22 protein-coding genes and 1 tRNA gene are annotated in these 25,660 nt (G+C 40.8%); 3 read left to right on the forward strand and 20 right to left on the reverse strand.

Going from position 1 to position 25,660, the window contains the following annotated elements:
* Positions 1-125: 125 nt before the first annotated feature.
* The 6 genes from tkt to nagA form a co-directional block, all read right to left on the reverse strand.
* Positions 126-2,111 (reverse strand): transketolase, encoded by a 1,986-nt coding sequence (gene tkt / locus ACVRWY_RS07195; RefSeq protein ID WP_354369505.1) that lies wholly within the window; start codon positions 2,109-2,111, stop codon positions 126-128.
* 127 nt (positions 2,112-2,238) lie between these two features.
* Entirely contained in the window at positions 2,239-2,496 is a 258-nt protein-coding gene (locus tag ACVRWY_RS07200) for a DUF896 family protein (protein WP_354369503.1), read from the reverse strand.
* Positions 2,497-2,509: 13 nt separating this feature from the next.
* Positions 2,510-4,546 (reverse strand): glycine--tRNA ligase subunit beta, encoded by a 2,037-nt coding sequence (gene glyS / locus ACVRWY_RS07205; RefSeq protein WP_354369501.1) that lies wholly within the window; start codon positions 4,544-4,546, stop codon positions 2,510-2,512.
* A 19-nt stretch (positions 4,547-4,565) separates the two neighbouring features.
* Positions 4,566-5,483: a glycine--tRNA ligase subunit alpha gene (glyQ, locus tag ACVRWY_RS07210; protein WP_354369499.1), complete on the reverse strand. Its 918-nt coding sequence runs from the start codon at positions 5,481-5,483 to the stop codon at positions 4,566-4,568.
* A 35-nt stretch (positions 5,484-5,518) separates the two neighbouring features.
* Entirely contained in the window at positions 5,519-5,890 is a 372-nt protein-coding gene (locus tag ACVRWY_RS07215; RefSeq protein ID WP_029172794.1) for a GFA family protein, read from the reverse strand.
* A 264-nt stretch (positions 5,891-6,154) separates the two neighbouring features.
* Positions 6,155-7,306: an N-acetylglucosamine-6-phosphate deacetylase gene (gene nagA, locus ACVRWY_RS07220; RefSeq protein ID WP_354369497.1), complete on the reverse strand. Its 1,152-nt coding sequence runs from the start codon at positions 7,304-7,306 to the stop codon at positions 6,155-6,157.
* Between the two features lie 163 nt (positions 7,307-7,469).
* Between nagA and ACVRWY_RS07225 the strand changes: the two genes are divergently transcribed.
* On the forward strand, positions 7,470-8,210 hold the full coding sequence (locus ACVRWY_RS07225) for a peptidase (protein ID WP_354369495.1): 741 nt from the start codon (positions 7,470-7,472) through the stop codon (positions 8,208-8,210).
* A 44-nt stretch (positions 8,211-8,254) separates the two neighbouring features.
* Here ACVRWY_RS07225 and ACVRWY_RS07230 read toward each other — a convergent pair whose 3' ends face one another.
* The 5 genes from ACVRWY_RS07230 to ACVRWY_RS07250 form a co-directional block, all read right to left on the reverse strand.
* Positions 8,255-9,097, reverse strand: a complete 843-nt coding sequence (locus ACVRWY_RS07230; protein WP_354369493.1) for a DegV family protein — start codon at positions 9,095-9,097, stop codon at positions 8,255-8,257.
* A 103-nt stretch (positions 9,098-9,200) separates the two neighbouring features.
* The gene (locus ACVRWY_RS07235) at positions 9,201-10,013 is read right to left on the reverse strand and encodes a Cof-type HAD-IIB family hydrolase (RefSeq protein WP_354369491.1); all 813 of its coding nucleotides are present in this window, start codon (positions 10,011-10,013) and stop codon (positions 9,201-9,203) included.
* 93 nt (positions 10,014-10,106) lie between these two features.
* Positions 10,107-10,307, reverse strand: coding sequence for a heavy-metal-associated domain-containing protein (locus tag ACVRWY_RS07240; RefSeq protein WP_354369489.1), 201 nt, complete (start codon positions 10,305-10,307; stop codon positions 10,107-10,109).
* Positions 10,304-12,526, reverse strand: coding sequence for a heavy metal translocating P-type ATPase (locus tag ACVRWY_RS07245; RefSeq protein WP_354369487.1), 2,223 nt, complete (start codon positions 12,524-12,526; stop codon positions 10,304-10,306). Before ACVRWY_RS07245 ends, ACVRWY_RS07240 begins: the two co-directional genes overlap by 4 nt.
* 1 nt (position 12,527) lies before the next feature.
* Complete coding sequence (locus ACVRWY_RS07250; RefSeq protein WP_354369485.1) at positions 12,528-12,962, reverse strand: CopY/TcrY family copper transport repressor; 435 nt, start codon at positions 12,960-12,962, stop codon at positions 12,528-12,530.
* Positions 12,963-13,200: 238 nt separating this feature from the next.
* Here ACVRWY_RS07250 and ACVRWY_RS07255 point away from each other — a divergent pair, with 238 nt between their 5' ends.
* On the forward strand, positions 13,201-13,884 hold the full coding sequence (locus tag ACVRWY_RS07255; protein ID WP_354369483.1) for a TIR domain-containing protein: 684 nt from the start codon (positions 13,201-13,203) through the stop codon (positions 13,882-13,884).
* A gap of 40 nt (positions 13,885-13,924) precedes the next feature.
* Positions 13,925-16,855, forward strand: a complete 2,931-nt coding sequence (locus ACVRWY_RS07260) for an LPXTG cell wall anchor domain-containing protein (protein ID WP_354369481.1) — start codon at positions 13,925-13,927, stop codon at positions 16,853-16,855.
* Positions 16,856-16,957: 102 nt separating this feature from the next.
* Here the strand turns inward: ACVRWY_RS07260 and rbfA are convergent, their stop codons facing one another.
* The 9 genes from rbfA to ACVRWY_RS07305 form a co-directional block, all read right to left on the reverse strand.
* Entirely contained in the window at positions 16,958-17,311 is a 354-nt protein-coding gene (gene rbfA, locus ACVRWY_RS07265; protein WP_354369479.1) for a 30S ribosome-binding factor RbfA, read from the reverse strand.
* A 68-nt stretch (positions 17,312-17,379) separates the two neighbouring features.
* On the reverse strand, positions 17,380-20,073 hold the full coding sequence (gene infB, locus ACVRWY_RS07270) for a translation initiation factor IF-2 (RefSeq protein ID WP_354369477.1): 2,694 nt from the start codon (positions 20,071-20,073) through the stop codon (positions 17,380-17,382).
* A 20-nt stretch (positions 20,074-20,093) separates the two neighbouring features.
* Positions 20,094-20,396, reverse strand: a complete 303-nt coding sequence (locus tag ACVRWY_RS07275; RefSeq protein ID WP_354369475.1) for a YlxQ-related RNA-binding protein — start codon at positions 20,394-20,396, stop codon at positions 20,094-20,096.
* A complete protein-coding gene (gene rnpM / locus ACVRWY_RS07280) occupies positions 20,389-20,685 on the reverse strand; it encodes an RNase P modulator RnpM (protein WP_354369473.1) in 297 nt (98 codons plus the stop codon). The genes ACVRWY_RS07275 and rnpM overlap by 8 nt, the downstream gene beginning before the upstream one ends.
* A gap of 18 nt (positions 20,686-20,703) precedes the next feature.
* The gene (gene nusA, locus ACVRWY_RS07285) at positions 20,704-21,861 is read right to left on the reverse strand and encodes a transcription termination factor NusA (RefSeq protein ID WP_354369507.1); all 1,158 of its coding nucleotides are present in this window, start codon (positions 21,859-21,861) and stop codon (positions 20,704-20,706) included.
* Between the two features lie 40 nt (positions 21,862-21,901).
* On the reverse strand, positions 21,902-22,372 hold the full coding sequence (gene rimP, locus ACVRWY_RS07290) for a ribosome maturation factor RimP (RefSeq protein ID WP_354369506.1): 471 nt from the start codon (positions 22,370-22,372) through the stop codon (positions 21,902-21,904).
* A gap of 151 nt (positions 22,373-22,523) precedes the next feature.
* On the reverse strand, positions 22,524-24,890 hold the full coding sequence (locus tag ACVRWY_RS07295) for an acyltransferase family protein (protein WP_354369471.1): 2,367 nt from the start codon (positions 24,888-24,890) through the stop codon (positions 22,524-22,526).
* A complete protein-coding gene (locus ACVRWY_RS07300) occupies positions 24,887-25,261 on the reverse strand; it encodes an MORN repeat-containing protein (protein ID WP_354369469.1) in 375 nt (124 codons plus the stop codon). The genes ACVRWY_RS07295 and ACVRWY_RS07300 overlap by 4 nt, the downstream gene beginning before the upstream one ends.
* Positions 25,262-25,362: 101 nt before the next feature.
* Positions 25,363-25,449: transfer RNA gene (locus ACVRWY_RS07305), tRNA-Ser, on the reverse strand.
* Between the last annotated feature and the right edge of the window lie 211 nt (positions 25,450-25,660).

Raw genomic sequence — 25,660 nt, forward strand, 5'->3', positions numbered from 1 at the left:
TCAGGAACTTTGAAAACTTTAAAAAACGGATTTTGATTGCCTTGAACATAAAGAAAGAGAGAACGAATTTCGTCCTCTCTAGGTGTTAGCTTTTCATCTACCCACTACAGTTGACAAAGAGCCTTTTATAAGGACTTGTAAAGATTAACAGCATTTTCTGCAGTGAAACCATATTCTTTAAAGATACGATCTCCTGGTGCTGATGCTCCCCAAGTATCAATCGTAAGGGTTTTACCTGTTAGACCAACGTATTTACCCCAACCAAAGCTTGATCCCGCTTCAATAGCTAAACGTTTAGTGATAGCAGATGGAAGAACTTCTTCCTTGTAAGCTGAATCTTGCTCATCGAAGATATTTTGTGATGGCATTGATACCACACGAACAAAAATACCTTCTTTTTCTAACTCAGCTTGTGCATCAAGGGCTAATTTCACTTCTGATCCTGTTGCAATAAGGATACCATCCATCTCTCCCTTAGCTTCTGAAAGGACATAAGCCCCTTTATTAAGACCTGCTGCAGCTAGACTGGCTGTTCCTTCAAGGACTGGTAAGTTTTGACGTGTTAAAACAAGAGCCGTTGGACGTTTTGTTTCTGCAAGGGCACGTTTCCATGCTTCATTAACCTCGTTACCATCGGCTGGTCGAATAACATTTAGGTTTGGCATAGAACGAACGCTGGCTAGTTGTTCAACAGGCTCATGTGTCGGACCATCTTCACCAACCGCAATGGAATCATGTGTTAATACATAGACAGTTGGTAACTCTTGAAGAGCTGCCATACGGACTGCTGGAAGAAGGTAGTTTGAAAAGACAAAGAAAGTTCCACCATAGACACGTGTTCCACCATGGAGTGCAATACCATTCATCGCGGCAGCCATCGCAAACTCACGAACACCAAACCAAATATTACGACCAGCATAGTTATCTGCTTGGAAATCAGAATCTGCTGCAACCATTGTATTGTTTGAAGCAGAAAGGTCCGCTGAACCACCCCAGAATGATGGCACTTGTGCAGAAATTTGCTGAATAGCTTGCTGACTAGAAACACGGCTTGCCACACTTGAGCCAAGCTCATGTGCCGCTAAATCAACAGAAATCGGAGCATCTGTAAAGGCTTCTTTGTACTCTTTTGCTAATTCTGGATAAGCTTCTTCATAGTGCTTAAAGAGAGTATTCCATGCATTTTCTTTTTCTTCACCACGGAATTTAATGCCAACTTCAAAGCGACGTGCCACTTCTTCTGGAACAGTGAACTCTGGATAATCATAACCATAAACTTGCTTCGCATGGGCAATACCTTCTTCACCGATTGGTGCGCCATGAACAGCAGACGTGCCTTGTTTTTCAGCCCCATAACCAATAATAGTCTTCACTTCGATGATAGAAGGTTTCTCTGTTTCTGCTTTAGCTTCTTCAATAGCTTTTGCAATAGCTTCTAAATCATTACCATCCTCAACTAAAATATGCTGCCAACCATATGCTTCAAAGCGTCCTTTAACACTCTCCGTAAAGGCTTTTGAAGTTGGACCATCAAGTGAGATGTCATTCGAATCATAAAGAAGAACTAATTTCCCAAGCTTCAAGTGACCAGCCAAGCTTGCTGCTTCTTGAGAAACACCCTCCATCAAATCACCATCACCATTTAAGGCATAAGTATAGTGGTCCACAATGTCAAAACCTGGCTTATTGAATTTCGCTGCCAAATGTGCTTCAGCCATAGCCATTCCAACAGCATTAGCAATCCCTTGACCAAGTGGCCCTGATGTTGCTTCGACACCATCGGTATGGTTCACTTCAGGGTGACCAGGCGTTTTTGATCCCCATTGACGGAAGTTTTTAAGGTCTTCCATAGTCACGCCATATCCTGACAAGTGAAGGAGGCTATATAAAAGGGCGCTACCATGTCCAGCTGAGAGGATAAAACGGTCACGGTTTGTCCATGAACGACTTGTTTTTGGGTTGACATTAAGGTACTTGTTAAAGAGTACATAAGCCATCGGGGCCGCTCCCATTGGAAGACCAGGGTGACCTGAGTTAGCTTTTTGAATCGCTTCGATTGAAAGCGTGCGGACTGTGTTTACCGCTAATTGATCAATAGTGTCAAATGTCATTGTAAAGACCTTTCTAGATTGTTATCACTTTATTATATCACAATTTTCTGAATTTTTGAGAGGAAATCCTAGGGAGATAATAAAAATCGAGTACCTGAGATCTCTGCCTCAAATACCCGATTGTTTATTATGAATTGGGATCGTCTAAACTACGCCCATGAAGACCTTTTTCACGTTGCACTTGACGAAGCTTTTCAGGGGTCACATCATTTCCCTCTTCATCCACAATCTTAATCCCTTCAACATGATGACGAACAGCACGGCGATAACCTTCAATATACTCTTCACGAAGTTTAGCTTGCTCAACTTTTTCTTCTGCTGTTAGAGTACCTTCCTTTTTCTTACGTGCCAATTCATTGATGCGTTCGATTTTTTTAGGATCCATCTCTTATTTCTCCTTACTTACTATTTAACTTATTAAAGACAGCAACACTGCTTGCCTTATCCGCCAAGGCTTTCAAGAGGGCCAAGCGGTTGACTTTGACTGCTGCGTCATCTGCCATGACCATGGTATTGTCAAAGAAGGCTGCGATGACTGGGCTCAAAGCAAAAAGCTTGTTCAAGTTTTCTGTCATATCTTCCGTCAACTCTAAACCAACCACTGCTTCAAAGAGAGCTTTTTCTTCTGCATTTTCAAAGAGAGCTTCATCAATCGCAGTTGTTTCCGCCTTTTCAGCCAAGTTAAAGACACGTGACAAGTTTTCCACAGCTTCCTTGTAGTCAGCTTCTTTTGATTTTTGGAAAATAGCAGAGCTGGCTGCCAGTTGTAGTCTGACCACAAAGGTTGAGCTGGCAAGCACAGCCTCACGGATGTCTTTCGGAATCGCCTTATCCATCATCTTCTCTACACGCGCACGGATAAAGTCCATCACAGCTGGCTGGTTGTCATAGGTCAAGCTGGCAAAGTTCAAGCTATAGAGCTCCGCAATCAACTGATCCAATGGAATTTCCCAACCAAATGCTTCCAAGATCCGCACGATACCCTGTGTCGCACGACGAAGAGCATAAGGGTCGTTTGAACCAGACGGAATGAGACCTACTGAGAAGAAGGATAGAAGGGTGTCGAATTTGTCAGCCAGTGCCAAGACCGCACCAACCTTGCTTTCAGGCAATTCGCCCTCTGCAGAGTTAGGAAGATAGTGCTCACGGATTGCTGCTGCCACCGCAGGTTTTTCCCCTGCAAGAAGGGCATACTTCTCACCCATAATCCCTTGCAATTCATCAAACTCGCCAACCATACCTGTCAAGAGGTCAAACTTGTAAATGTCCGCCGCACGTGCCACATCCGCTTTTTCATCCGCAGACAAGCCTGCCAAGTCAGCCAATTTTTCTGCGATAACTTTGGTGCGTTCCATGTGCTCGTAAAGTGAGCCGATTTTCTCATGGAAGGTTACGACCTTGAGACGTTCTACCAAGTCAGCAATCTTGAGTTTTTGATCCTCACGCCAGAAGAATTCACCATCCTCTAAGCGTGCCACCAAAACTTTTTCATTTCCTTTGATGACATTATCAATATGTTGGTCATTTCCGTTTCGAACAGAGATGAAATTTGGTAGAAGTTTACCAGATTTATCACGCACTACAAAGTAACGCTGATGGTTTTTCATAGAAGTGACCAAGACTTCTTCAGGTACTTCTAGGTACTTGGTGTCAAAGGAGCCCATGAAAGCAGTTGGGTACTCAATCAAGTTGAGAACTTCATTGAGCAGGTCTTGGTCAATCTCAACGGTCACATTGTGTTTATCCTCGATAGCCTTGATTTGCTCGACAATCATATTTTGACGCTCTGCGGGGTCTGTAATAACAAACTGTGCACGCAAGTCTGCCTCGTAAGAATCTGCACTTGCAATTTCTGTTTCTTTTCCAAGGAAACGATGACCACGGCTGGTGCGAGCTGACGAAATGTCCAAGAAGTCCATATCTAGTGCTTCATCATCTAACAAGACTGTCAAGGTATGAACAGGACGAATATAGGTGAAACTATTGTTAGCCCAAGCCATGCTCACAGGGAAAGTTAGGCTTTGCAAGAGTTCAGGAATAGCCACTAAAACGTCTTTAGCAGATTTTCCTTCTTCATTTTTAGTCACATAAACATACTCTTCACCTTTAATCTCGCGGAATTCGATATCCGCAGTCGTCAAGCCTTTTCCACGAACAAAACCTTCTGCTGCTTTGGTGAAATTTCCATCTGCATCTAAGGCGATTTTCTTAGATGGACCTTTAAAATCTTCTGTTAAGTCTGTTTGTTTATCTGCCAGACCACGAACGCGTACTGCCAAACGACGCGGTGTTGAGAAAGTCTCAATCGTCTCAAAAGACAAGCGATGCTCTGTCAAAAAAGCTTCCATTTTTTGACCCAGTTGTTTTTCACTAGGTGTAACAACATAGGCTGGCAATTCTTCTAGTCCAAGTTCTACTAACAAATTTTTGGTCATGATTTCTTCTCCTAGTGATTTATTCTGTTTCTTCCGCTAATAATTTAGCACGACTAGCTTCATCCAAAAGAGGATAACCTAATTTTTTACGCTCTGCCACAAAGGTTTTGGCCACGACTCGCGCCAAGTTACGAATGCGAGCAATGTAACCTGCACGCTCGGTTACAGATACGGCACCACGTGCATCTAGCAAGTTAAAGGTATGTGAACATTTGAGTACATAATCAAAGGCTGGATGAACCAATCCTTCTGCTAAAGCACGCTCTGCCTCTTTTTCAAATTTAGTAAAGTTTTCAAGAAGCATGTCTTGATCAGATACTTCAAATGAATATTTAGAATGCTCATATTCTGGCTGGATAAAAATCTCACCGTATTTTACCCCTGCAGCCCACTCAATGTCATAAACTGAATCAACTTCTTGGATATAAGACGCTAGGCGCTCTAAACCGTAGGTTACCTCAGCTGTGACAGGACCTGTCGCCAAACCACCAACTTGTTGGAAGTAGGTAAACTGAGTGATTTCCATACCGTCCAACCAGACTTCCCAACCTAGACCGGCAGAACCCGTCGATGGATTTTCCCAGTTGTCTTCAACGAAACGAATATCATGTTCCAAAGGGTTAATCCCCAAACGCTCCAAAGACTCTAAGTAGAGTTCTTGAATGTTAGACGGTGACGGTTTCATCACCACTTGGAATTGGTGGTGTTGATACAAACGGTTTGGGTTTTCCCCGTAACGACCATCTGCTGGACGACGAGATGGCTCTACATAAGCTGCATTCCATGGCTCAGGACCAATAGCACGCAAGAAAGTATAAGGACTCATAGTTCCCGCACCTTTTTCCGTATCATAGGCCTGCATCAACATACAACCTTGTTCATTCCAAAATTGTTGCAAAGTCAAAATAATTTCTTGAAATGTTAATTTTTTAGACATTGTTTTCTCCTTTTATTTATATTATCTTTTTAAATTTATTTATCAAGCAACCAAGAAAAAGCTGGGTCCTGAAAAATATGACGTTTGGGAACAGTTTGTAAATTCTGATCGCATTCATCTATTGTTCCTAATTTCAAAGCACAAACTTCTGGTATATTTTCTTGAGTAGTGAAAATTTGACTGTGACAGTTCTGGCAGTAATAACGTTGTTTCCCTGGAGATGAACTATAAGTAACCAACTTCTCTTTTCCATACAATACCAGGTTTTTGCTGCTAACTTTAGCATTAACTGTGTAGGCTGACGCAGTTACTTTCCTACAGAATGAGCAATGGCAAAAAACTATTTCCGACAATTCTTCATCTAAAGTGTAGGTGACTGCTTTACATAAACAAGATCCTTTAAGCATGATACTCCTTTCCACTTAGGTATTAGACGAAATTCAAAAAGAACCGAATTTCAACACCCAAGCCTTGCGACTAGGGGCGTCAGAAACGCGGTTCCACCCTAATTTATTACTTCATTTTTAATTGATAATAATCTCTGAAAGCGCCACTTCTTAAGATCACAATCTGGCTCACACTCTCCCAGACTCGCTATATGTTAGAGCTTAAGTCGTCTCTTTCTATCTGTTTATTCTAGCAAAATATTTTTCATTTGTCTATGGAAAATACTAAGCTTTCTGATAAACCACTTGACCTGCTAGATAAGTGGCACAAAGATTAAGCTCACTATCTAAAATAATAAAATCTGCTGGTAAACCTTTTTTTAATTGACCACATTGCTCTTCTATCTTCATAGAAAGTGCTGGAATAAAGCTAGCCATACGAACAGCCTCTAAAGGACTAGCTAAGCCCCAATCTACAATGTTTTTTAATCCATCTTTTAATTTTAAGATGGAGCCTGCCAAGCTCCCTCCCTCTTTCAAACGTGCTGTTCCATTTGAAACCACTACTGGATATTCTCCTAGCATATAATCACCATCATCTAATCCCCCTGCACTCATACAGTCTGTAATCAAGGCAACATGGTTATGCCCTTTTTGACGAAGTAAAATATCACAAGCAGAAGGATGAACATGGTAGCCATCGCAAATCAACTCCGCATAAGTATTTGGCAACTCATAAACCGCACCTACCATACCAGGTTCTCTATGATTCAGACCACTCATGCCATTATAAGCATGCACCCATACCGTTGCACCTGCTTCCACTGCACGAGTCGCCTCTTCAAAGGTCGCATCAGAATGCCCCAAGGCCACCACTAGCCCTTTGGATTTAGCATAAGCTACAAAATCCTCTACCCCCTCACGCTCTGGGGCAACCGCTATTTTTTTTAACCAGCCTTGACTTGACGCTAGCCAAGTATCCAATTCTTCCTTGCTAGGGTTTCGCATATACTTAGGATTTTGAGCCCCCTTATATTTTTCAGTAAAATAAGGACCTTCAAAATAAAGACCTTGAATACGAGCACCTGTTTCTGTTCCGGCTACTTCAGCTACCATCTGACAAACCTGATTTAAATCCTCAAAGGAAGCTGTTAAACCTGTTGGTAAAAAAGAGGTAACACCTGTTTCTAGCAAGTGCTGACTCATCTGATAAAGGCTATCTGTCTTTAGATCCATCACATCGGCTCCTGCATAGCCATGAACATGGGTATCCACCAACCCAGGTGCAACCTGATAACCGGTATAATCTAAAATCTCCCCATCATCAGGAACCTGACTAAACCAGCTTCCAAATCGACCATCACAAACCTCTAAATACCCTGCTGGCTTGATTTGATAAGGATAATAAAAAGCATCTGCTTTGATATAGTGTTTCATCGAAAACGCCTCCATTCTTTCTTTCATTATACTCTTTCCCCTTTATTTTGTAAACGGTATATACCAATTTGCTTTTAAAAAAAGTTATTGAAATTTTTTTCATTAGAACATATAATAGAAATGATAGCTCTCTTAGCTAAACTCTATAAAAAAAGGAAATATTATGAAATCTTCAAAAAATGAGTTACTCTACCTTATTTTAACTATCTTAGTTTTAATTGGGGGAGTTGGGATTTATGCTCTTTTTGGTCAACAGTCACAAAAAAGTACGGCTTCTGTGCAACAAAGTCAATCAACTAAGGCGACAAGCTCAAGCAGTTCTAAAGAAAGCAATCCTGAATTAGATAATCTGCTAAAAGAATTAGAAAAAGAAGCTACTCCTGACGACATTAAACGTGCTCAAGAAGCCATTGATAAGATGAACGATGGAGAGCTTAAAACTGAGTTCCAAAAACGTTTAGATGCCATCAAAGCAGATTTGGCGCACCAAACAGCAGCCGAAGATGCTGTAACGACACTAGAAGCTGAACAAACACAAGAAAATGTCGATAAAGCTCAAAAAGCGGTTGACAAAGTTAAAAATGCTGATAAGAAAAAAGCACTCCAAGAACGAATTGATGCTGTACAAGAAGCAATTGATGCAACAGCAGCATTAGCAAGTAGCTCCAGCAGCAGTCTTGAAACAAGTGTTTCATCTTCAACTGTCAGTGAAGTAGCCCCTACTACTGCTACTGAAACAGCAACTTATGTTGAACCAACTTATGCTTCAACTTATACGCCAACCTATGCTCCTACAGAGTCAGCTACTACCACAACCGTCACACCTAGCTCAAACACCACAGTAGCTACTGACAACACCGCAACTTCAAGCGCTGACGATACCACAACTACTGTCACCCCTTAACTCAAAAAAATTCCAAAACAAAAATGTTTTGGAATTTTTTTTGATTAAATTTCATACCCCATTAAGATGCCACCATCTTCTGCGTAAAAACTACACAAACCTGAGGTTGGAAGAATACGAACATCAGCCTTTGGAAAATCCGCCTTAATGGCCTTAGAAAATTGTTCAGCCAGCTTATCATTATAAGCATGAGACAGCATCACACGACCTCCTTGATAGCCTGCTTTTAGCATTTCAGTATAACCTGAGCTAATTGATTTTTTCTGACCACGTGCTTTATGAAGAAGTTCTAAAGTTCCTTCAGAACTAGCTTCTCCCACAAGTCGAATATTCAACATTCCCACTACTTTTCCTGCCAGTTTACTCAAGCGACCATTTTTGACCAAATTATCGACTTTTTCTAAAACAAATAATAGTTTTGTTTTTTCTTGATAGGCTGTGATAGCTGTGACCACTTGATCAAAAGATAAACCTTGTGCTATCAATTCCACTAATTTTAAAACCAGTAAATCATTTTCTCCACCAGCTGATAGGGAGTCAATCACATGTACTTCTGTGTCAGGTTTTTCTTCTAATAAGAGATTTTTCGCCAGCTGAGCGGCATTGTGACTGCCTGATAAGGCACCTGTAATGGTGAGAACAATCACACGATCGGCTCCTCTATAAGCAGACAAAAAGGCATCTGGGCTAGGGCAGGCAGAACTGGCTGCAGCTTGAGTAGAATAGAGCTTTTCCATCATAGCTGGAATATCGATCTTCTCATCATCGATATAAACTTCATTGCCGATTTGAAGCGTTAAGGGAACACTTTCAAATCGCACATTTTCTGGTAGATTCTCTAGCTGTTTCAAGTTACAACCTGAATCTACAACAATCTTCCACGTCATAGCAACCTCCTTAGGCTCACTGTTTTTATCGAAATATATTTTGATTATCAAAGTATATCTCTATTATACCATGATTGCACTCTTCCTGCATTAAAAAGATGTGTTAAAGGACATATTTCTCAATAGCTAAACCCACACCTGCTTGATCATGGTCGGCTGTTTCTACTGTTGCAAGAGCTTTAATGGCTGGAGTAGCATTTCCCATCGCCACACTTAAGCCTGCATAAGCTAACATTTCTGCGTCATTTCCAGCATCTCCTAAAGCCATGATTTCTGAAGGTGCAATAGAAAGATGTTCAGCTAATTTTTTTAGACCACTCGCTTTTGTCACACCTTTTGGCATCACTTCAAAAATATATGGCTGGCTACGAACCACGCTAAAACGTTCTGCTAAAGTTGCTTCCTCTTGAGCTTGAAAGGCATCGATTGCTTCGGGGTCACCCATGAACATAGCTTGAAAAACTAGCTTATCTGCCTGCTGGGCTTTTTGACTAGAGATAGATACAGGCTCTGCAAAAACTAAGCTCGCATCATAACGTACAAGCTCTGAAGGCTCCTCATCAACCACTAAAAAGTCTTCCTTTTCCGTCAACACAAGCTGAACCTGTAGATAAGCCTTAACCTTATCTGCCAAAAAAGCAATATCAGAGGCTTCAAGATAAGCATAGTCCACCAAAGACCAATCAGATGTCTGATGAATCGAACACCCGTTATTTAAAATAGCATACTCTTCCTTAGCTGAAAGACCTAGCTTCTCATAAAAAGGGACAACTCCTGATTGGGCACGACCTGTACAGATAACAATCTTAACCCCTTTTTCAGCCGCTGCTTGAATGGCAACTTGATTTTGTTTAGGAATCTCTTTTTTACTATTTAACAGAGTACCATCCATATCAATCGCAATGAGTTTAATCATAACTTTCTCCTTTGGAGTTTTTCTCTAGTGTATCACGAAATCAGCAAAATAAAAAGAGACTACTGTGCTCTAAAAAGTAGTCTCTAGTGAGGCTTATGATTTATGAAGTTGAAATTTGGTTCCCTTTAAGGCTGCCTTTAACAGCAAAGTTGGGGCAAAACCATCAATGGTAGCCTCTGACTTTTCTAAGTCCACTGATACGGACTTAACCCCTACAACCGAACTCAAGCGCTCTGTCACTGTATTGACACATCCTTGACATTTCATTCCACTAATTGTAACTGTTTTTTTCATTTGTTTACCTTTCTCATTTTTAAACGTAGGGCATTTAAGACCACTGATACGGAACTAAAACTCATAGCTAGACCTGCTAACATCGGATTTAAAAGCGGACCACCAAAAAGGTAAAGAACACCCATGGCAACAGGAATCGCTAAAATATTGTAAATAAAAGCCCAAAATAGATTTTCTTTTATCGTTGAAAGGGTTAGCTGACTAATGCGTAAACTTTTGACAAGGCTAGAAAGCTCTTGCTGCATCAAGACCACATCTGCTGACTCGATAGCAATGTCTGCTCCCTGTCCCATGGCAATCCCAATGTCTGCCAAGGCCAGAGCTGGCGCATCATTGATCCCATCTCCTATCATAGCCACTCGATGCCCCTTTGCTTTTAGTTTAGCAATAACATCTGCTTTTTGATCTGGTAAGACCTGACTCATCACTTGATTGATTCCCAATTGTTGAGCAACGGTTTGGGCTGTCTGTTCGTTATCCCCTGTTAACATAATTAACTGATAACCTAAACTTTTAAGTTTAGAGAGAGATTTTGGACTATCTGATTTGATCTGATCTGCCACCGTAATTAAACCAAGTAAGGTCTGATTTTTAGCCACATAGACGAGGCTCTGACCTTGTTGGCTAGCAGTTTGACCATCATTTTCTGCCGCCTCAACCGAGATGCCAGCCTCCAACATCAAGGCCTGATTGCCAATCAAAATCTCTTGTCCTAAAACATTTCCCTTTAAGCCATAGCCTGCCAAAGAGTGAAAAGCTTCCACTTCTGGAAAAGCGTAGCCTTTTTCCACAAACTCATCCACAAGAGCTCGACTAATCGGATGTTGTGATAAGTTTTCCACAGCACTTGCCCAAAAAAGACTATCCTCATCACCATAGTTATAAACAGCTGCGACCTGCGGATGACCTTGAGTTACGGTTCCTGTTTTATCAAAAACGAGAGTATCGACTTGATGTGCCAACTCCAAGCTCTCCCCGTTTTTATACAAGATTCCATTTTCAGCGGCTAATCCTGTTCCCACCATAATAGCTGTTGGCGTGGCAAGTCCCAAAGCACAGGGACAAGCAATCACTAAGACTGCTAAAGCTGTTGTCAAAGCAAATGAAAAGCTTTCTCCCATGATAACAAACCAAAACAAACCTGTCAAAAGAGCAAGAACCATCACAAGAGGAACAAAAATTGCCGACACCTTATCAGCTATTTTAGCAATCGGAGCCTTGGTACCTTGTGCTTCTTCTACCAAATGGATAATCTGTGCCAGCAAGGTTTCAGACCCAACCTTTTGAGCTGTCATCTCAATTAAACCTTGACCATTGATAGAGCCCCCATAAACCAAACTATCTTTTGACTTATCCACAGGAATGGGCTCACCTGTTAACATAGACTCATCAATGGCAGACTGCCCTGTGACAATCACCCCATCCACAGGAATTTTTTCCTCTGGCTTAACCAAGAGACGGTCTCCCACTTCTACGGCCTCAATAGGTAAATCTTGCCACATCTCATCACGAAAGACATGGGCTGTCTTAGCTGAGAGCTGCATGAGCTTTTTAATGGTTTGAGAAGTCTTCCCTTTAGAGAGGGCCTCAAAATATTTTCCCAGAGTAATTAAGGTTAGAATCACCGCAACTGACTCAAAATAAAGCTCATGGACAAAATGGTGATGCCCATTAAAAATATGATAACTGCCATACAAACTATAGATAAAAGCGGCGCTGGTCGCTAAGGCAACTAATGAATCCATATTAGGATGCCCTTTTAGTAAGGCTTTAAAACCTGACACATAAAACTGACGGTTTAAGAACATGACAGGTAAAGTTAAAGCGATATTAGCTAAAGCATATCGCCAACTGGAACTCCCATGAGGAGCTAAGACCTCAAAAATAGGGAGGCCCAGCATCGACCCCATTGTGATATAAAACAAAGGAAGCGTAAACAGACTAGAATAAGCTAAACGCCGTTTTAAAGTCTGTAACTTTTGCTCTTCTCTTTTTTCTGGGCTTTCTAGCGGATCAGCCGTTTTTAAATGATAACCTGCCTCCTCAACAGCTTTAAACAAGGCTTCTTCTTTTATGGAATGCTCTGTCTCCACTGTCAATTTTTCAGTTGCTAAGTTGACCACAGCCTTATCCACAAAATCGAGTTTTTGCACAGCTTTTTCCACATTGGCAACACAAGAGGCACAGGTCATGCCTTCTACAAGATATTCTGCTTTCATTTTAGCCCTCCAAATGTTCTAAACACTGACATTGGCCTTTGATACAGTTACAGGTGACCTCATCTACTGCTGATCCTTTTTTTGCCAATAAAAGCACTTCCATCGCTTTAATATCAGATAAAGTCATGGGAGTTTCTTTGATTAACTGATAAAGAACAGCTTGATGCTTAGTCAAACAGAACCGATCAAAAACTTGCTGAATTTCTTCATGAATGGCTTCTTTTTCAGAGAGATCGGCTTGATAAAAAAAGCGATTCCCAACCTTTCTTGTCTTTAAATGTTCTTTTTCCACCAGACGAGCCAGTAAGGTCTTGATGGTCGAGACAGACCAGCCTTGCTTATCCTGCAAGATGGAGACGATTTCTTTACTGGTCGTTTCCTCTTTCGTCCAAACCACACGCATCACTTCCCACTCTGCTTGCGATATATGTGCCATAGCTTACTCCTCTTTTTAATTGTTTACATTTGTAGATATAGCATAAAATAAATGACGACATTTGTCAACAACTTTTGTTTAAATGAGAATTTCCCTAAAAATTAGAATACCCCTTCAATCCCTCCTCTCCCCTTGAGAGAGTAAGGAGGGCAATGAGTTTAATGTATAATATGTGAGTATTATACATTAAACTCTCTTGAAAAGAGAGAGAGTTTAAAAAATTTTTTGGAGGTTATGTATGGTATATGAACATTTGAGTCTTCCTTTTCTAAAAATTTATCTAGAAAAAACTAAGGCATTTGATGTAACTGGGGAATCTTTCCAACCAACTGGAAAGATTGTTGACCGCATTCTACTAAAGACTGGAGATGTTATCAATCGTTACAATAACGAAACGCTCCAGCTACAAGGAAACTCTCAGGATTTAAAAGATTGTCTCAATCATCTTGATCAAGAATTAAAAAAATTTAAGGAGAACCCTCCAAAAATTTTTATTGCCTATGCTTTTAAAAACAGAGAGAATAAGGATAGGGTTCAAAAACTTTTAAAAAATTGGGGATTTGACGTACTGGTTATGGAGGATCATCCTGAAAATGGACTTCATCTTACTGAAAAATTAGAAGCTACTATTTATAATGCCGAGTACGGTATTGTACTTTTTAGCAAAGATGAGAAATTAGCAGAGAATGGTAAATTCATCCCTAGATCCAATGTGATGATTGAGTTAGGCATGTTAATGGCGACTCTAAAAGAACAAGAAAAACGTTTTTCTATCCTCAACTATGCTCCAGAAGATATCTTAATTCCTAGTGATATTCTTGGGTTAACCTACACCCTAGTTGAAGGGTTAGACGACCATACCTTTGAGGATGAGCTAATGAACGAGGTCTATCACCTCTACGAAAAGTGCCTAGATATCTAACGTCATCCCTTAAACGATAAGAAAGGAACAGCTACTGACAATGAAAAAGAATCTTATTAAATCACTAACCCTCTCAACTGCGACACTTGCAGCTTTTAGTTTGGCAAATACGGTCTTGGCAGATGAAACAACTACCGCCAGCACCCCTGAACAAGCCAGCCAAGTCAATACGACCAGCTCACAAGAGCTTGAAAAACAGGTGGCTCAAGCTAAAACCACAGCTACTACAGCTAAAAGTAATCTTGAGCAATCTCAACAAGTGCTAGCACAAGAAGAAAAAGCACTTGCTGAGGCACAAGCACAGGCAACATCAGCTCAAACTGATGCAGATACTGCTGCAGACAATCTTGCTAAAGCTAGTGAGACAGCTAAACAAGCCACAGATGAAAACATCGCTTCTGCACAAAAAGACATCGACACAGCAAGCACAACGGTTGCTCAAGCGACTAGCCAAGTTGATGCGACAGAAAAGGCGCAAAAGCAAGCACAAGATGCTTATACACAACAAGCTAACCAAGTGGCTAATGCCCAGTCTAACCTAGATGCCAAAACAGCAACTTATCAAGCCACTCAAGAAACTATCAACAACACCCAAGAGCAAGAAGATCAAGCAAAAGCGCAACTCCAGAAAGACCTCAGCACTAGTCAAACAGAAGTGACGACTCTTGAAAACAAGATCTCAACCAACTCTAGTCAACTAGACAGCGCAAAAACAGTGCTTGATGCCCTAAAAAACAGTGCTAATGTCGATGAGCTAGCGCAAGCCCATCTAGATAAAGTTGGGGAAGTCATGACAGCTGAAAAGGAGCTAAAAAGCGCTCAAGCACAGCATGACAAACTCCAAAAACGCTCAGAAAAACTGCTAAATGCTCAAGCAGCAGTTACCCTCACTACCCAAACCCCTACTGTTGTAGAGGAGAAACATAAACATCCAGAGATGTCAGCTACCATCTACTCTGGTGAACGGACAGAGACCATCTACCTAACCGCAGAGCAAGCCAAAGAGTATGCTGAAAAAGGCACAGTCACTTATGTCCCAAATAGCACCAAGATTACCGAATACTTTGTTGCCTACCTCAACGAGCTTAAACGCCTCAATGGTATGACCGATACCGTCGATGCAAGTAGTTCAGACCTCATCGCTTACGCGGCTGCCCGAGCAGAAGAAAATGCCGCTAGAGGACTACTAACCCATCAGACCGATTTAAATCTTTCTGATTTTAATTTAAGACAAGCTTACGACGTATCAAGCTACGACCCTAACAAACTTGCTCATTGGTTAGAAAATGCTGCAGGAGGCTATGGCAACTTATCCTATGACTCCGACTCATATCTAGATGTCAATTACACTTACTTATCTGACCAAGCTGTCGCTTACAACCTACTGTTGGGGTGGTTTACAGATTATAATAATATCGGTCGTACTGAAACAAGTAGTGAAAAATCGAACTATGGTCACCGTATTACTGAACTTATGGCAGCAGGTCCTATCGGTATCGGTCTCTCAGCTGATGGTAGTCAGGCAACATTACAAACTAGTCGTACATTTGACTCCATTGGTACAGATACTTCTAACTTTGAACCTGACTTTATCACTAACGACAAGGGGGAAACCGTCATGGTTAGACAAGGCACAGAGACGCCTGTCGTCTTTTTACCAGCTGTAACCTTTAACTTTGTCTATGATAAAGCCGTCCTCGGTCAAGAAACAACAGAAGCTGTTGATGCCATTTTAAAATCAGCATTAAACGAAAGTCAAGCAAATATCACAAGTAAACAGACAGTACTAAGTGAAGTGAGCGATGCTGCGGACAAAGCTCGTGCCGCCTACGTCTTTGCCCTTAAAAACCAAGCTAACCTAGCAGAAAAAACAGCTGAAAAAGAAGCAGAGATTAGTAGCCTTGAAACTAACCTAAAAACGGCACAAACTGATCTCAGCACTGCCAAGGCTAAGCTAGCTCAAACCCAAGAAAAACTCACTCAACTCGCACAAAACAGCCAGTTGGATAACTTAAAAGAACAACTAGCTAGCCAAGAAAAAGCTGTCCAAGAAGCGCAGGCAAACCTTGATACGCAAAAAGCAGAGCTTAACCAACGCCAAACAGCACTCACACAAGCAACAAACCTTACAGAAACAGCTAAACAAGACCTAGCAAACGCCCAAGTGCAGCTTGAAACCGCTAAAACAAACTATCAAGCACTAATCACAGCACAAGAAAACCTGGCTAGCGCACAAAAAGCTGACCAAGAAGCCAAAGACAAGCTCACTCAAGCAAAAACCGAGCTAGAAGCAGCTAAGAGCAAGCTCACTCAACTTCAAAAAGAAGTTGATGAAGCACAACTTGCCTATGATACAGCTAAAGCAAACTACGACAAGCTCCTTGCTGACTACAAAGTAGCCAAAGACTTAGAAGACAAGGCAAAAGATAACACTATCTCAACTCTCCCAGACGGCACTATCATCGCTGTGCCAAAAGATAGCCCTAGCACGGACAAACCAAGTCTTGACATCGACAAAATCAAAGACACTACTAAACCTAGCGAGACAGAAAAAACTGAACCAACAAAACCTACGGTAGATAACAGACCTACAGTAGATAATAAACCTACAGTAGATAACAAACCTACAGTAGATAACAAACCTACGGTAGATAATAAACCAGAACTTGATGAGCCTAAAGGCAGTGAACAAGCTAAACCTAACAAGCCAGAAAACACTGAAAAAACTGACTCTCCTCAAGTTATCAAACCAGCTAAACCACAAGCACCTACAGCTAAGCAAATCCAAACAGCCCACAAGGCAAGTGTGACACAACAAGAAAGCCAAAAAGTTCTTGAGCGCCGTGGCACATCTGCTCACTACACCCCACAACTACCAACCACAGGGGAAAACCATTCTATGACATATGTCCTCACAGGACTAGCCCTTATCGGATCAGGACTAGTATTCTGGAAACGTAAAGAAAACTAAAGATCAATAAAACCTGATAAGCTAGCTTATCAGGTTTTATGACAATATTGCTGCATTCAGTAGAGAAACCCAAAAATGACCTCAATTTTGAGGTCATTTTTCTTAATCACGTTTTTCTAAGTCACGCAACATTTGGTCAATCTTATTGCCGTAAGCAATAGATTCGTCTTTTTCAAATGTCAGGTCAGGAATTTTATAAAGTGTGAGGTTTTTCCCAAGCTCGCGCTTGATCGTTCCTTTAGCTTTTTCTAAACCAATTTGTGCTTTTTGATTATCAGAAGCCAAATCACTCATAATGGTATAATACACCTTAGCCATTGAGAGATCTCCCAACATCTGCACATCCGTGATGGTCACACCAGCTACGCGTGGATCACGAACTTTCTTTTGAAGGATCTCATTGACTTCACGTTTGATTTCCATCCCTACACGGTCTGTACGAAATGAATTTGCCATATCTTTATCCTTTCTCTTTTGTTAATCGAAGAGACCAGGAGAGGCTCCCAGTCTCTTTTTTATCTTGCTTAACGCTTGATTTCTTCCATGATGTAAGCTTCAATGACGTCGTCCACTTTAAGGTCATTATAGTTTTCAACCATAAGACCACCTTCACGACCATTGGTAACTTCTTTAACATCATCTTTATAGTGTTTCAGACTGGCTAAAGCACCATCAAAGACAACCACACCGTCACGGATTACACGAACTTTAGAGTCACGAGTGACTTTACCATTGATAACCATAAATCCACCAATAGTACCAACTTTAGATACTTTGAAGGTTTCACGGATAAGGGCTTCCCCGATGACTTTTTCTTGATACTCAGGATCAAGCATTCCTTTCATCGCATCCTCTACTTCTTCAATCACTTTGTAGATAATGCTGTGTGAACGGATTTCTACTTCATCTGCTTCTGCTTGTTGACGTGCTTGTGGAGTAGGACGAACGTTAAAGCCAATGATAACGGCATTACTTGCTTCAGCAAGAGTGACGTCAGACTCATTGATTGCTCCTACTGCTGAGTGAACAACATTAACACGAACACCTTCAACATCAATCTTAAGAAGAGAAGCAGCAAGGGCTTCTACCGAACCTTGAACATCTGCCTTGATGATAACGTTAACAGATTTCACCTCACCTGCTTTAAGCGTATCAAAGAGGTTTTCTAAGCTAACACGTTGCGTGTTTTGACGTTGTTTGAGAAGGGCACGTTTGGCACGCTCTTCACCCGCTGCACGCGCAGCTTTTTCATCTTCATAAACCGCAAAATGATCGCCTGCCATTGGAGCTTCATTAAGACCTGTAATGGAAACAGGTGTAGATGGTGCAGCTGTTTTAACACGACGGCCAAGGTCATTGGTCATGGCACGAACACGTCCAAAGGTATTTCCAACAACAATTGGGTCTTGAACATTAAGCGTTCCTTGTTGAACAAGGAGAGTAGCCACGGCACCTTTTCCTTTATCAAGACGAGCCTCGATAACCGTACCGATGGCACGAACTGTAGGATCAGCTTTAAGCTCTTCCATTTCAGCCACCAAAAGAACAGTGTCTAGTAATTCTTCAATGTTTTGACCAAACTTAGCAGAAATCTCAACAAACTCAGAATCACCACCCCAGGCTGTTGACATAATACCATGTTCTGCCAACTCACCAATCACACGTTCTGGGTTAGCACCTGGCTTATCAATTTTGTTAATCGCAACAATGATTGGAACACCAGCTGCTTTAGAGTGGTTGATGGCCTCAATTGTCTGTGGCATCACTCCATCATCTGCAGCAACAATCAAGATGGTAATATCCGTTACAGAAGCACCGCGGGCACGCATTGAAGTAAAGGCGGCGTGACCAGGTGTATCAAGGAAAGTAATCATCTTACCATTTTCTTCAATCTGGTAAGCTCCGATATGCTGTGTGATTCCACCAGCTTCGCCTGTTGCCACACGTGAATTACGAAGGGTATCCAAAAGAGTGGTTTTACCATGGTCAACGTGTCCCATAATGGTAACGACTGGAGCACGCTCTACCATGTTTTCTGGATTGAGGTAATCCTCATCCACAAAGAAACGCTCGATATCAGCATTGTCCACTTCAACTTTAGCCTTAGCTTCAATCCCATAATCCACCATCAAGAGTTCAATGGTATCTCCATCAAGAGATTGGTTTTGAGTTGCCATAACGCCCATCATAAAGAGCTTTTTAACAATCTCTGCTGGCTCGCGTTTGATACGTTTTGCAATTTCAGCAACCGTCATGCCTTCAGTATATTCAAACTCTTTTGGCAATTCGTGGAATTTGCGCTCCGTTACTGGTTTTGGAGCTTGGTTGCTATTACGGTTATTCTTACCTTTTTTGTTCTTATTCCAGTTACTATTTCTTTGATTTCTCACTTGGTTTTGACTATTCCAATTTTTCTTATTTTTGCTTGATTTTGGTCCATCTTCATTTTCATGACTAAAGTCACGTGATTTTTCTGGACGCACCTGTTTTTTACGACGATTATCTGTGACCTGTACTGGTTTTTCTACCACTACTGGTGCTGGTTTTACAGCTACCTTTTTAGCCTCAGCCGCTTTTTGAGCAGCTTCGCGTTCGCGTTTTTCTTTTTCTTGACGCGCTTGCTCTGCTTTTTGAGCTTCTAAACGTTTAGCTTCTTGCTCTTTACGGAAGCGCTCCTCACTTTGACGTGAGTACTCCGCATTTTGCTCTGCTTTTAAGGCTGCTGCACGAGCCTTAAAGTCAATCTTAGTTTTGACTTCTTGTGATTTAGGTGGCTGTTTAGCAGGTTGAGGTTTTGCTGTTGCTTGAAGTGATTCAGAGCCTTTACGATGATCGTAACGTTTTTTATTGCGGTCTCTATCTTTATTAAATTGACCTTTTTGTTGTTTTTGACGCTCTGCTTGCGCTTTTGCTTTAGCTTCACGCTCTGCTTTAAAATTCCTGCTTTTTGGTTTAGCAGAAACTGTCGTCTCAGATGGTGAGGCTACAGCTTTTTCCTCTTTTTTCACCTCTACTTGAGGAATTGGTTGTTTTTCTACCACAGTGCTTGACTCAGCCTGTTTCGCTGAAAAGCTTTCCACTAAACGTTTAGCTTGATCAGCTTCCAGACCAGAAGCATGACTTTTAACTTCAAAGCCTAAACTCTGTGCTTTTTCAACAACTTCTTTACTTGTTTTGCCAAGTTCTTTGGCAATTTCATATAATCTTTTCTTAGACAAATCTTGTCCTCCTATTTCCGTTATGCCATAAGAGTCCTCATTTTCTTTGAAAATCCAGCATCACTAATAGCGATCGTCTTACGACTCTTACCAATGGCAATGCTTAAATCAAGTGCAGTAAACACTTGAGAGACTTCTATTTCATAGTAGTGGCATTTATCTGTGATCTTTTTTGTCAAATTTGGTCCCGCATCTGAAGCCAGAAATACCAATTTTGCCTGACCCGTTTGAATGGCTTTCACCACCAGTTCTTCGCCAGAAATGACCTTTCCTGCCCTCTGAGCCAAACCTAAAAGATTTGACAATTGTTGTGAATTATTCAAGACCTAACTCTCTTCTTTTTACTTTATGATCTACATAAGCAATCAACTCATCATAAAAGCTCTCAGGAACTTCTACTGAAAAACTGCGGTTGAAAACTTGTTTTTTCTTAGCTAAAAGAGCTTCTTCATTGTCCAACTTGATATAAGCACCACGCCCATTTTTTTTACCCGTCGGATCAATAAAAATTTCACCTTCTTTAGTTTTTACAATACGAAGGAGATCACGTTTATCAATAATCTCACCAGATACAACAGATTTTCTTAAAGGTATTTTTCTTGTTTTTGCCATAAAACACCTCTCTTTATCTTAATCTTCAGAGCTTGTTTCGCTAACTTCTGTTAAAACTTCCTCTGTAGCTGGCTCTTCTAAAGCTGCGACTTCTAGTGCTTCATATTCACTAGCTGATTTAATATCAATTCTAAATCCTGTCAAGTGAGCAGCTAAGCGCACGTTTTGACCACGACGTCCGATGGCTAATGACAGCTTATTATCAGGTACGACAACTGTGGCACGCTTGCTATTTTCATCATCAAAGATGACTTGATCCACTTCAGCAGGAGCAATCGCATTGTAGATAAACTCAGCTGGATCAGCTACCCATTGGATGACATCAATATTTTCCTCAACAGGCACCAAGAGTCCTGTCTTTTGATCCAAACGTTTTGGATGGAAACGACTAATAACTTTTTTGATATTTGAACCTTGTTTCCCGACAATCGTTCCGATTGCATCTACATTAGGGTTGTGGCTGACAACCGCAACTTTTGTACGATCTCCTGCTTCACGCGCCACACTTTTAATCTCAACTGTCCCATCAAAGACTTCAGGAATTTCTTGTTCCATGATACGTTTGATAAATTCTGGATGGCTACGGCTAACAAAAACGTTAACACCCTTAGGATTGTTTTCTACTTTATACACATAAACATCGATGCGATCATGAGATTTGAATGTCTCACCTGGAATTTGATCTTGGCGTGAAAGCTGCGCTTCAATGCTGCCGAGATTGACATAGATGAAACGATCATCAAAACGCTCCACTGTTCCAGACATGATTTCACTTTCATGTTGTTTATACTCATTGAAAGTAATCTCACGCGTTTGACGACGCATTTTTTCCATGATAGTTTGTTTGGCAGACTGAGCAGCCACACGACCAAATTCTTTTGGAGACTCTTCAAAACGGATGCGATCACCTAGTTCATAAACACTGTTGATGGCAAGTGCATCTTTTAAGCTAATTTCAAGTCGGCTATCAAAAACTTCCTCAACAACCTCACGGACTGTATATACTTGAAAATCACCAGTCTTTTCATCAAAAGTGATGTCTGCACTTTCTGATTGACCATAACGACGTTTATAAGCTGATCTCAATGATTCTTTAACGGCATCAATGATGTCGTCTTTTTTAATGCCTTTATCTTCTTCCAAAATACGGAAGGCTTCTAACATTTCTTTGCTCATAGTTTTATACCCGACTTCATGCTGACGGGTCATTCCTTTCTTAAAGTTTAACCGCAAGACGAGCTTTTGCAACCGTCTTATAGGGAATCTCAACAGTTTTTTTACGCGTTTTATCCATATAATCCATCGTCAAGGTTTCACCATCAAAGGCAACTAAGTCCCCTTCAAAAATCTTGACTTTATCAATTGCCTTATAGAGACTCACATTGATATATTGACCAATCGCAGCCTCTAGGCTTTCTTTTGTTTTAAGCGGACGCTCCAAACCAGGGCTAGAAATCTCTAGGAAATACTGCTCTGGAAATGGATCAGGCTTGATAGTATCTAACAAGGGACTGATAATCTCTGTTAAATCTGCTGTATCTTCAACCGTAATCCCTTCTGGCTTGTCAACCAAGATGCTGAGAATATAGTCTCCTCTCATCTTTTCATACTCGACATCAACCAACTCAAAGGGCTCAACAATAGCAGGTGCAACAATTTCTGTTACAATGTCAACAATTGTAGCGATGACATCTCCCTCCTTTTCTTACTTTTTGAACACAGATAGAGGCGAAGTTCTTACTCCGCCCCTTTCTCATATGATTTTTATATATTATATCAAAATATCCCAAAATTGCAAGTAAAAAGATTAATAAGGACGTAGAGCTGTTTTTAATGCCCTACTTCCCTTCTTTGGTTTGTACTTTCTCTAAAGCAGTAGCAATATTATCAACATAATAACCTGATGCGAGCGCTAGCATCTCATAATCTTCAAACCCAACTTCGTGATCAAAGTGCACCTTGTCTGTTCCTTCCCAAATTTCAGGGTGCTCTTTAGCAACCTTAGACCAATCTGCCACAGTGATATACGAATATTTTTTTGCTAACTGTAATTCATATTCTTTTAATTGATTAACCGTAGCTGTCGGCTCATCCACATAATTTCCATTATAAGGCGTGACTAAAACCAAGCGTGTCCCACTAGGTAACTGGGCTAACAAATCATCTAAGACTTCCTTGAAATTTGTGATTTCATTCACGCCAACAGCTAAGACCAAATTCTTTGGTAAACTACCATTAGCAATATAATTTTTCACAATTTCTACCGCATCTGCTAAATTACGGTTAGACTGGCTATCAATGATAGCCGTTGGAAATTTGGCAGTCAGAGCATCTCCAGCATGAACAGCCACTGAGTCACCAACAATCAAGGTACTATCTAAAACTGTGTTTTCCCCTCCTGTTTTAAAGGGAGCAAGGGCATCTTTAATGGTTTGGATAAACAAATCTGACCCTTTAAGACTGGTTTCTGCGGTATGAGAAAAGTGCATCCCATCTGAACCCTCCCAAATTTCAGGATGATCAATAGCTGTTTGATACCAGTCTGCAATGCTCACACGGTCATACTGGCCAACAAGGCTCCGCTCAAACTCTACCGTTGCCTTTGTTTCCTCTGGATACTCATCACGGCTATAAGGGGTTACCAATACTAAGTGCTTGTCTTTTGGAAGCACATTGACAAATTGCATCACATCATTTTCATAGTCATAAACAGAATTTGCCCCCACTGCTAAAACGACAAAATCAGGCAAAGTCCCATTATCAATATGGTTTTGATAGATCTCATAAGCCATATCAAAACTACGACTCACCTGAGTATCAATAATGGCATTCCCCAAAGCGCCAGGCATGGTTTCAAAGGCATCTAAGGCAACTGAATCGCCAATCACCATGACATTGTCATAGTTTTCTGCCACTACTGTAGAACTTGACTGTCCTGAAACCTCTACCAAGCGCCGTGTCGTTGCTAAACTAGTTGCTGATTGGCGTAAGCCTTTCTCTAACATCCCAGACTCAAAATGTCCTAATTTTGGAGCCTTTTGAGCAATAGTGATCGTTGTGATGGTTGATAATAAAGCAACCGTGACCATCAATAACATCAAGGTCTGATTTAACCATTTCGGATTTTGTTTCAGAAAATCTGGTTTTTTCCCCATCAACAAAGGTTCGATGACATAAAAGGAAATCGCAGCCAAAAGACTGGAAAAAATGAGTGTGACCAACACCGCTATTTCATGCGACATCAGCTCTTTGGTAATTTGATAAATTGGCCAATGAAAGAGGTAAATACCATAGGAAATTGCAGCTAAAATAGTTGCCCAGACCGGCTCTGATGTCTTCGGTAACTTATCATTTAAAACTCTAGTGCATACAATAAACAGAGTCGCCAACAAGCTAGCAGCTAAAAAGCCAACACTATATGTAATAGGATTGGTGAAACTGAGAAAAAGCGCTAAACTCACTAACCCCATAAGACTAAGACCTAGTCCGATGACAATTGTCTTTATTGGTAAAATTTGAGCTAGTTTTTGATAATAGACACTTTTTTCACGAATCCCAACAACAGTCGCCAGAAAGCTTCCTAAAAATAGCGGATAAGCATGACTAAAGCTAGAATAATAAAGCACAGATTGCTCTACCCCAGTCTGCTGACCAAAAACCATCAGCGCCCAGCTAGCTAAACCTAACAGAATGGATAAAAAAGCCACAACTTTTTTAAATCTTTTTTTAACCCACTTGAGCTGACCAAGTAAAACCAAGGCGATAGCCCATAAAATATAGTAATGCACCTCCACAGCCAAACTCCACGTATGCAACAGCAAATGGGGAGCAAACTGCGCCTCATAATGGCTTCCTAAACGTATTTCATAAAAATTAGTGACAAATCCAAGCGCAGCTAAGATTTGGTTTCCAATAGAAGCTCTAAAGTCATCACGAAGGGCTAAGGTCAACGGGACACACATTAAAATCATAAAGATCAAAGGAGGAACAATCCTGTAAAAACGCCGTCTAAAATAGCCAAGTAAGTCAATCTTTCCCTTTTTTTGAAACTCATCAATCAACAAAGCTGTTATGAGGTAGCCTGAAAAGGTAAAGAAAATATCAACGCCTATAAAACCTCCAGGTAAAAAATCTTTATAAAAATGGTAAACCAAGACAAAAACTAAACCGATGATACGGACAAAAGAAAACCACTGTATTCTCATTTTTGATACATCCCTTGCTTAAACTTTCCTTCAAAAACACGCCCATCCTCAAGGGTTAACTTTCCTTGACCATGAGCTTGCCCTTTTTTAAAATCACCTTGATACGACCAACCTGCTGCTGAGGTAAAGGTTCCTTTTCCATCAAAACTACCATGGCTAAAATTCCCTTCATACCGATCTCCTGTATCGTAAACCAGACTACCTTGACCGTTTAGCCGATCATCTTGGACATAACCTGTGTAGTGAATTTTACCTTGATCTAAGGTTAGGCTTGTTTTTTTAGGTGTCTGTCCTAAACTAAAAATAGCTGCACCTAATATCCCAAAAATACACCCTAACTCCAATAAACTTTTCAAAAATCTCTGTTTCATTTCCTTCCTTTTTCTAGTAAAAAAAGCTAGTGATGAGCTAGCTTTTTTTTCATATTGTTATCCTTACTAGTCGTCAGCTTTTATACTAGTAATTTCACTAAAGGAGAGGAGGGGATTCGAACCCCCGAGCCCCGTTAAGGACTACACGCTTTCCAAGCGTGCGCACTCGGCCACTATGCGACCTCTCCATCAATAATAAGAACAAAATTTGCCCCTATTATATCTCATTTTGATAATATTAGCAAGCTAATTTTAAAATTGAGCTTCCACACGTGTAGCGTTACAATAGATGTGAGACTTCTAGAAGTCAAAAAAGAAGATTCCCTGATATGATAAGAGTACCACCACTCATCAAAAAAGGAATCTTCTCATGACTAGTATATCACAAAATCTTCGCTA

The organism is Streptococcus porcorum (genome assembly GCF_053203725.1).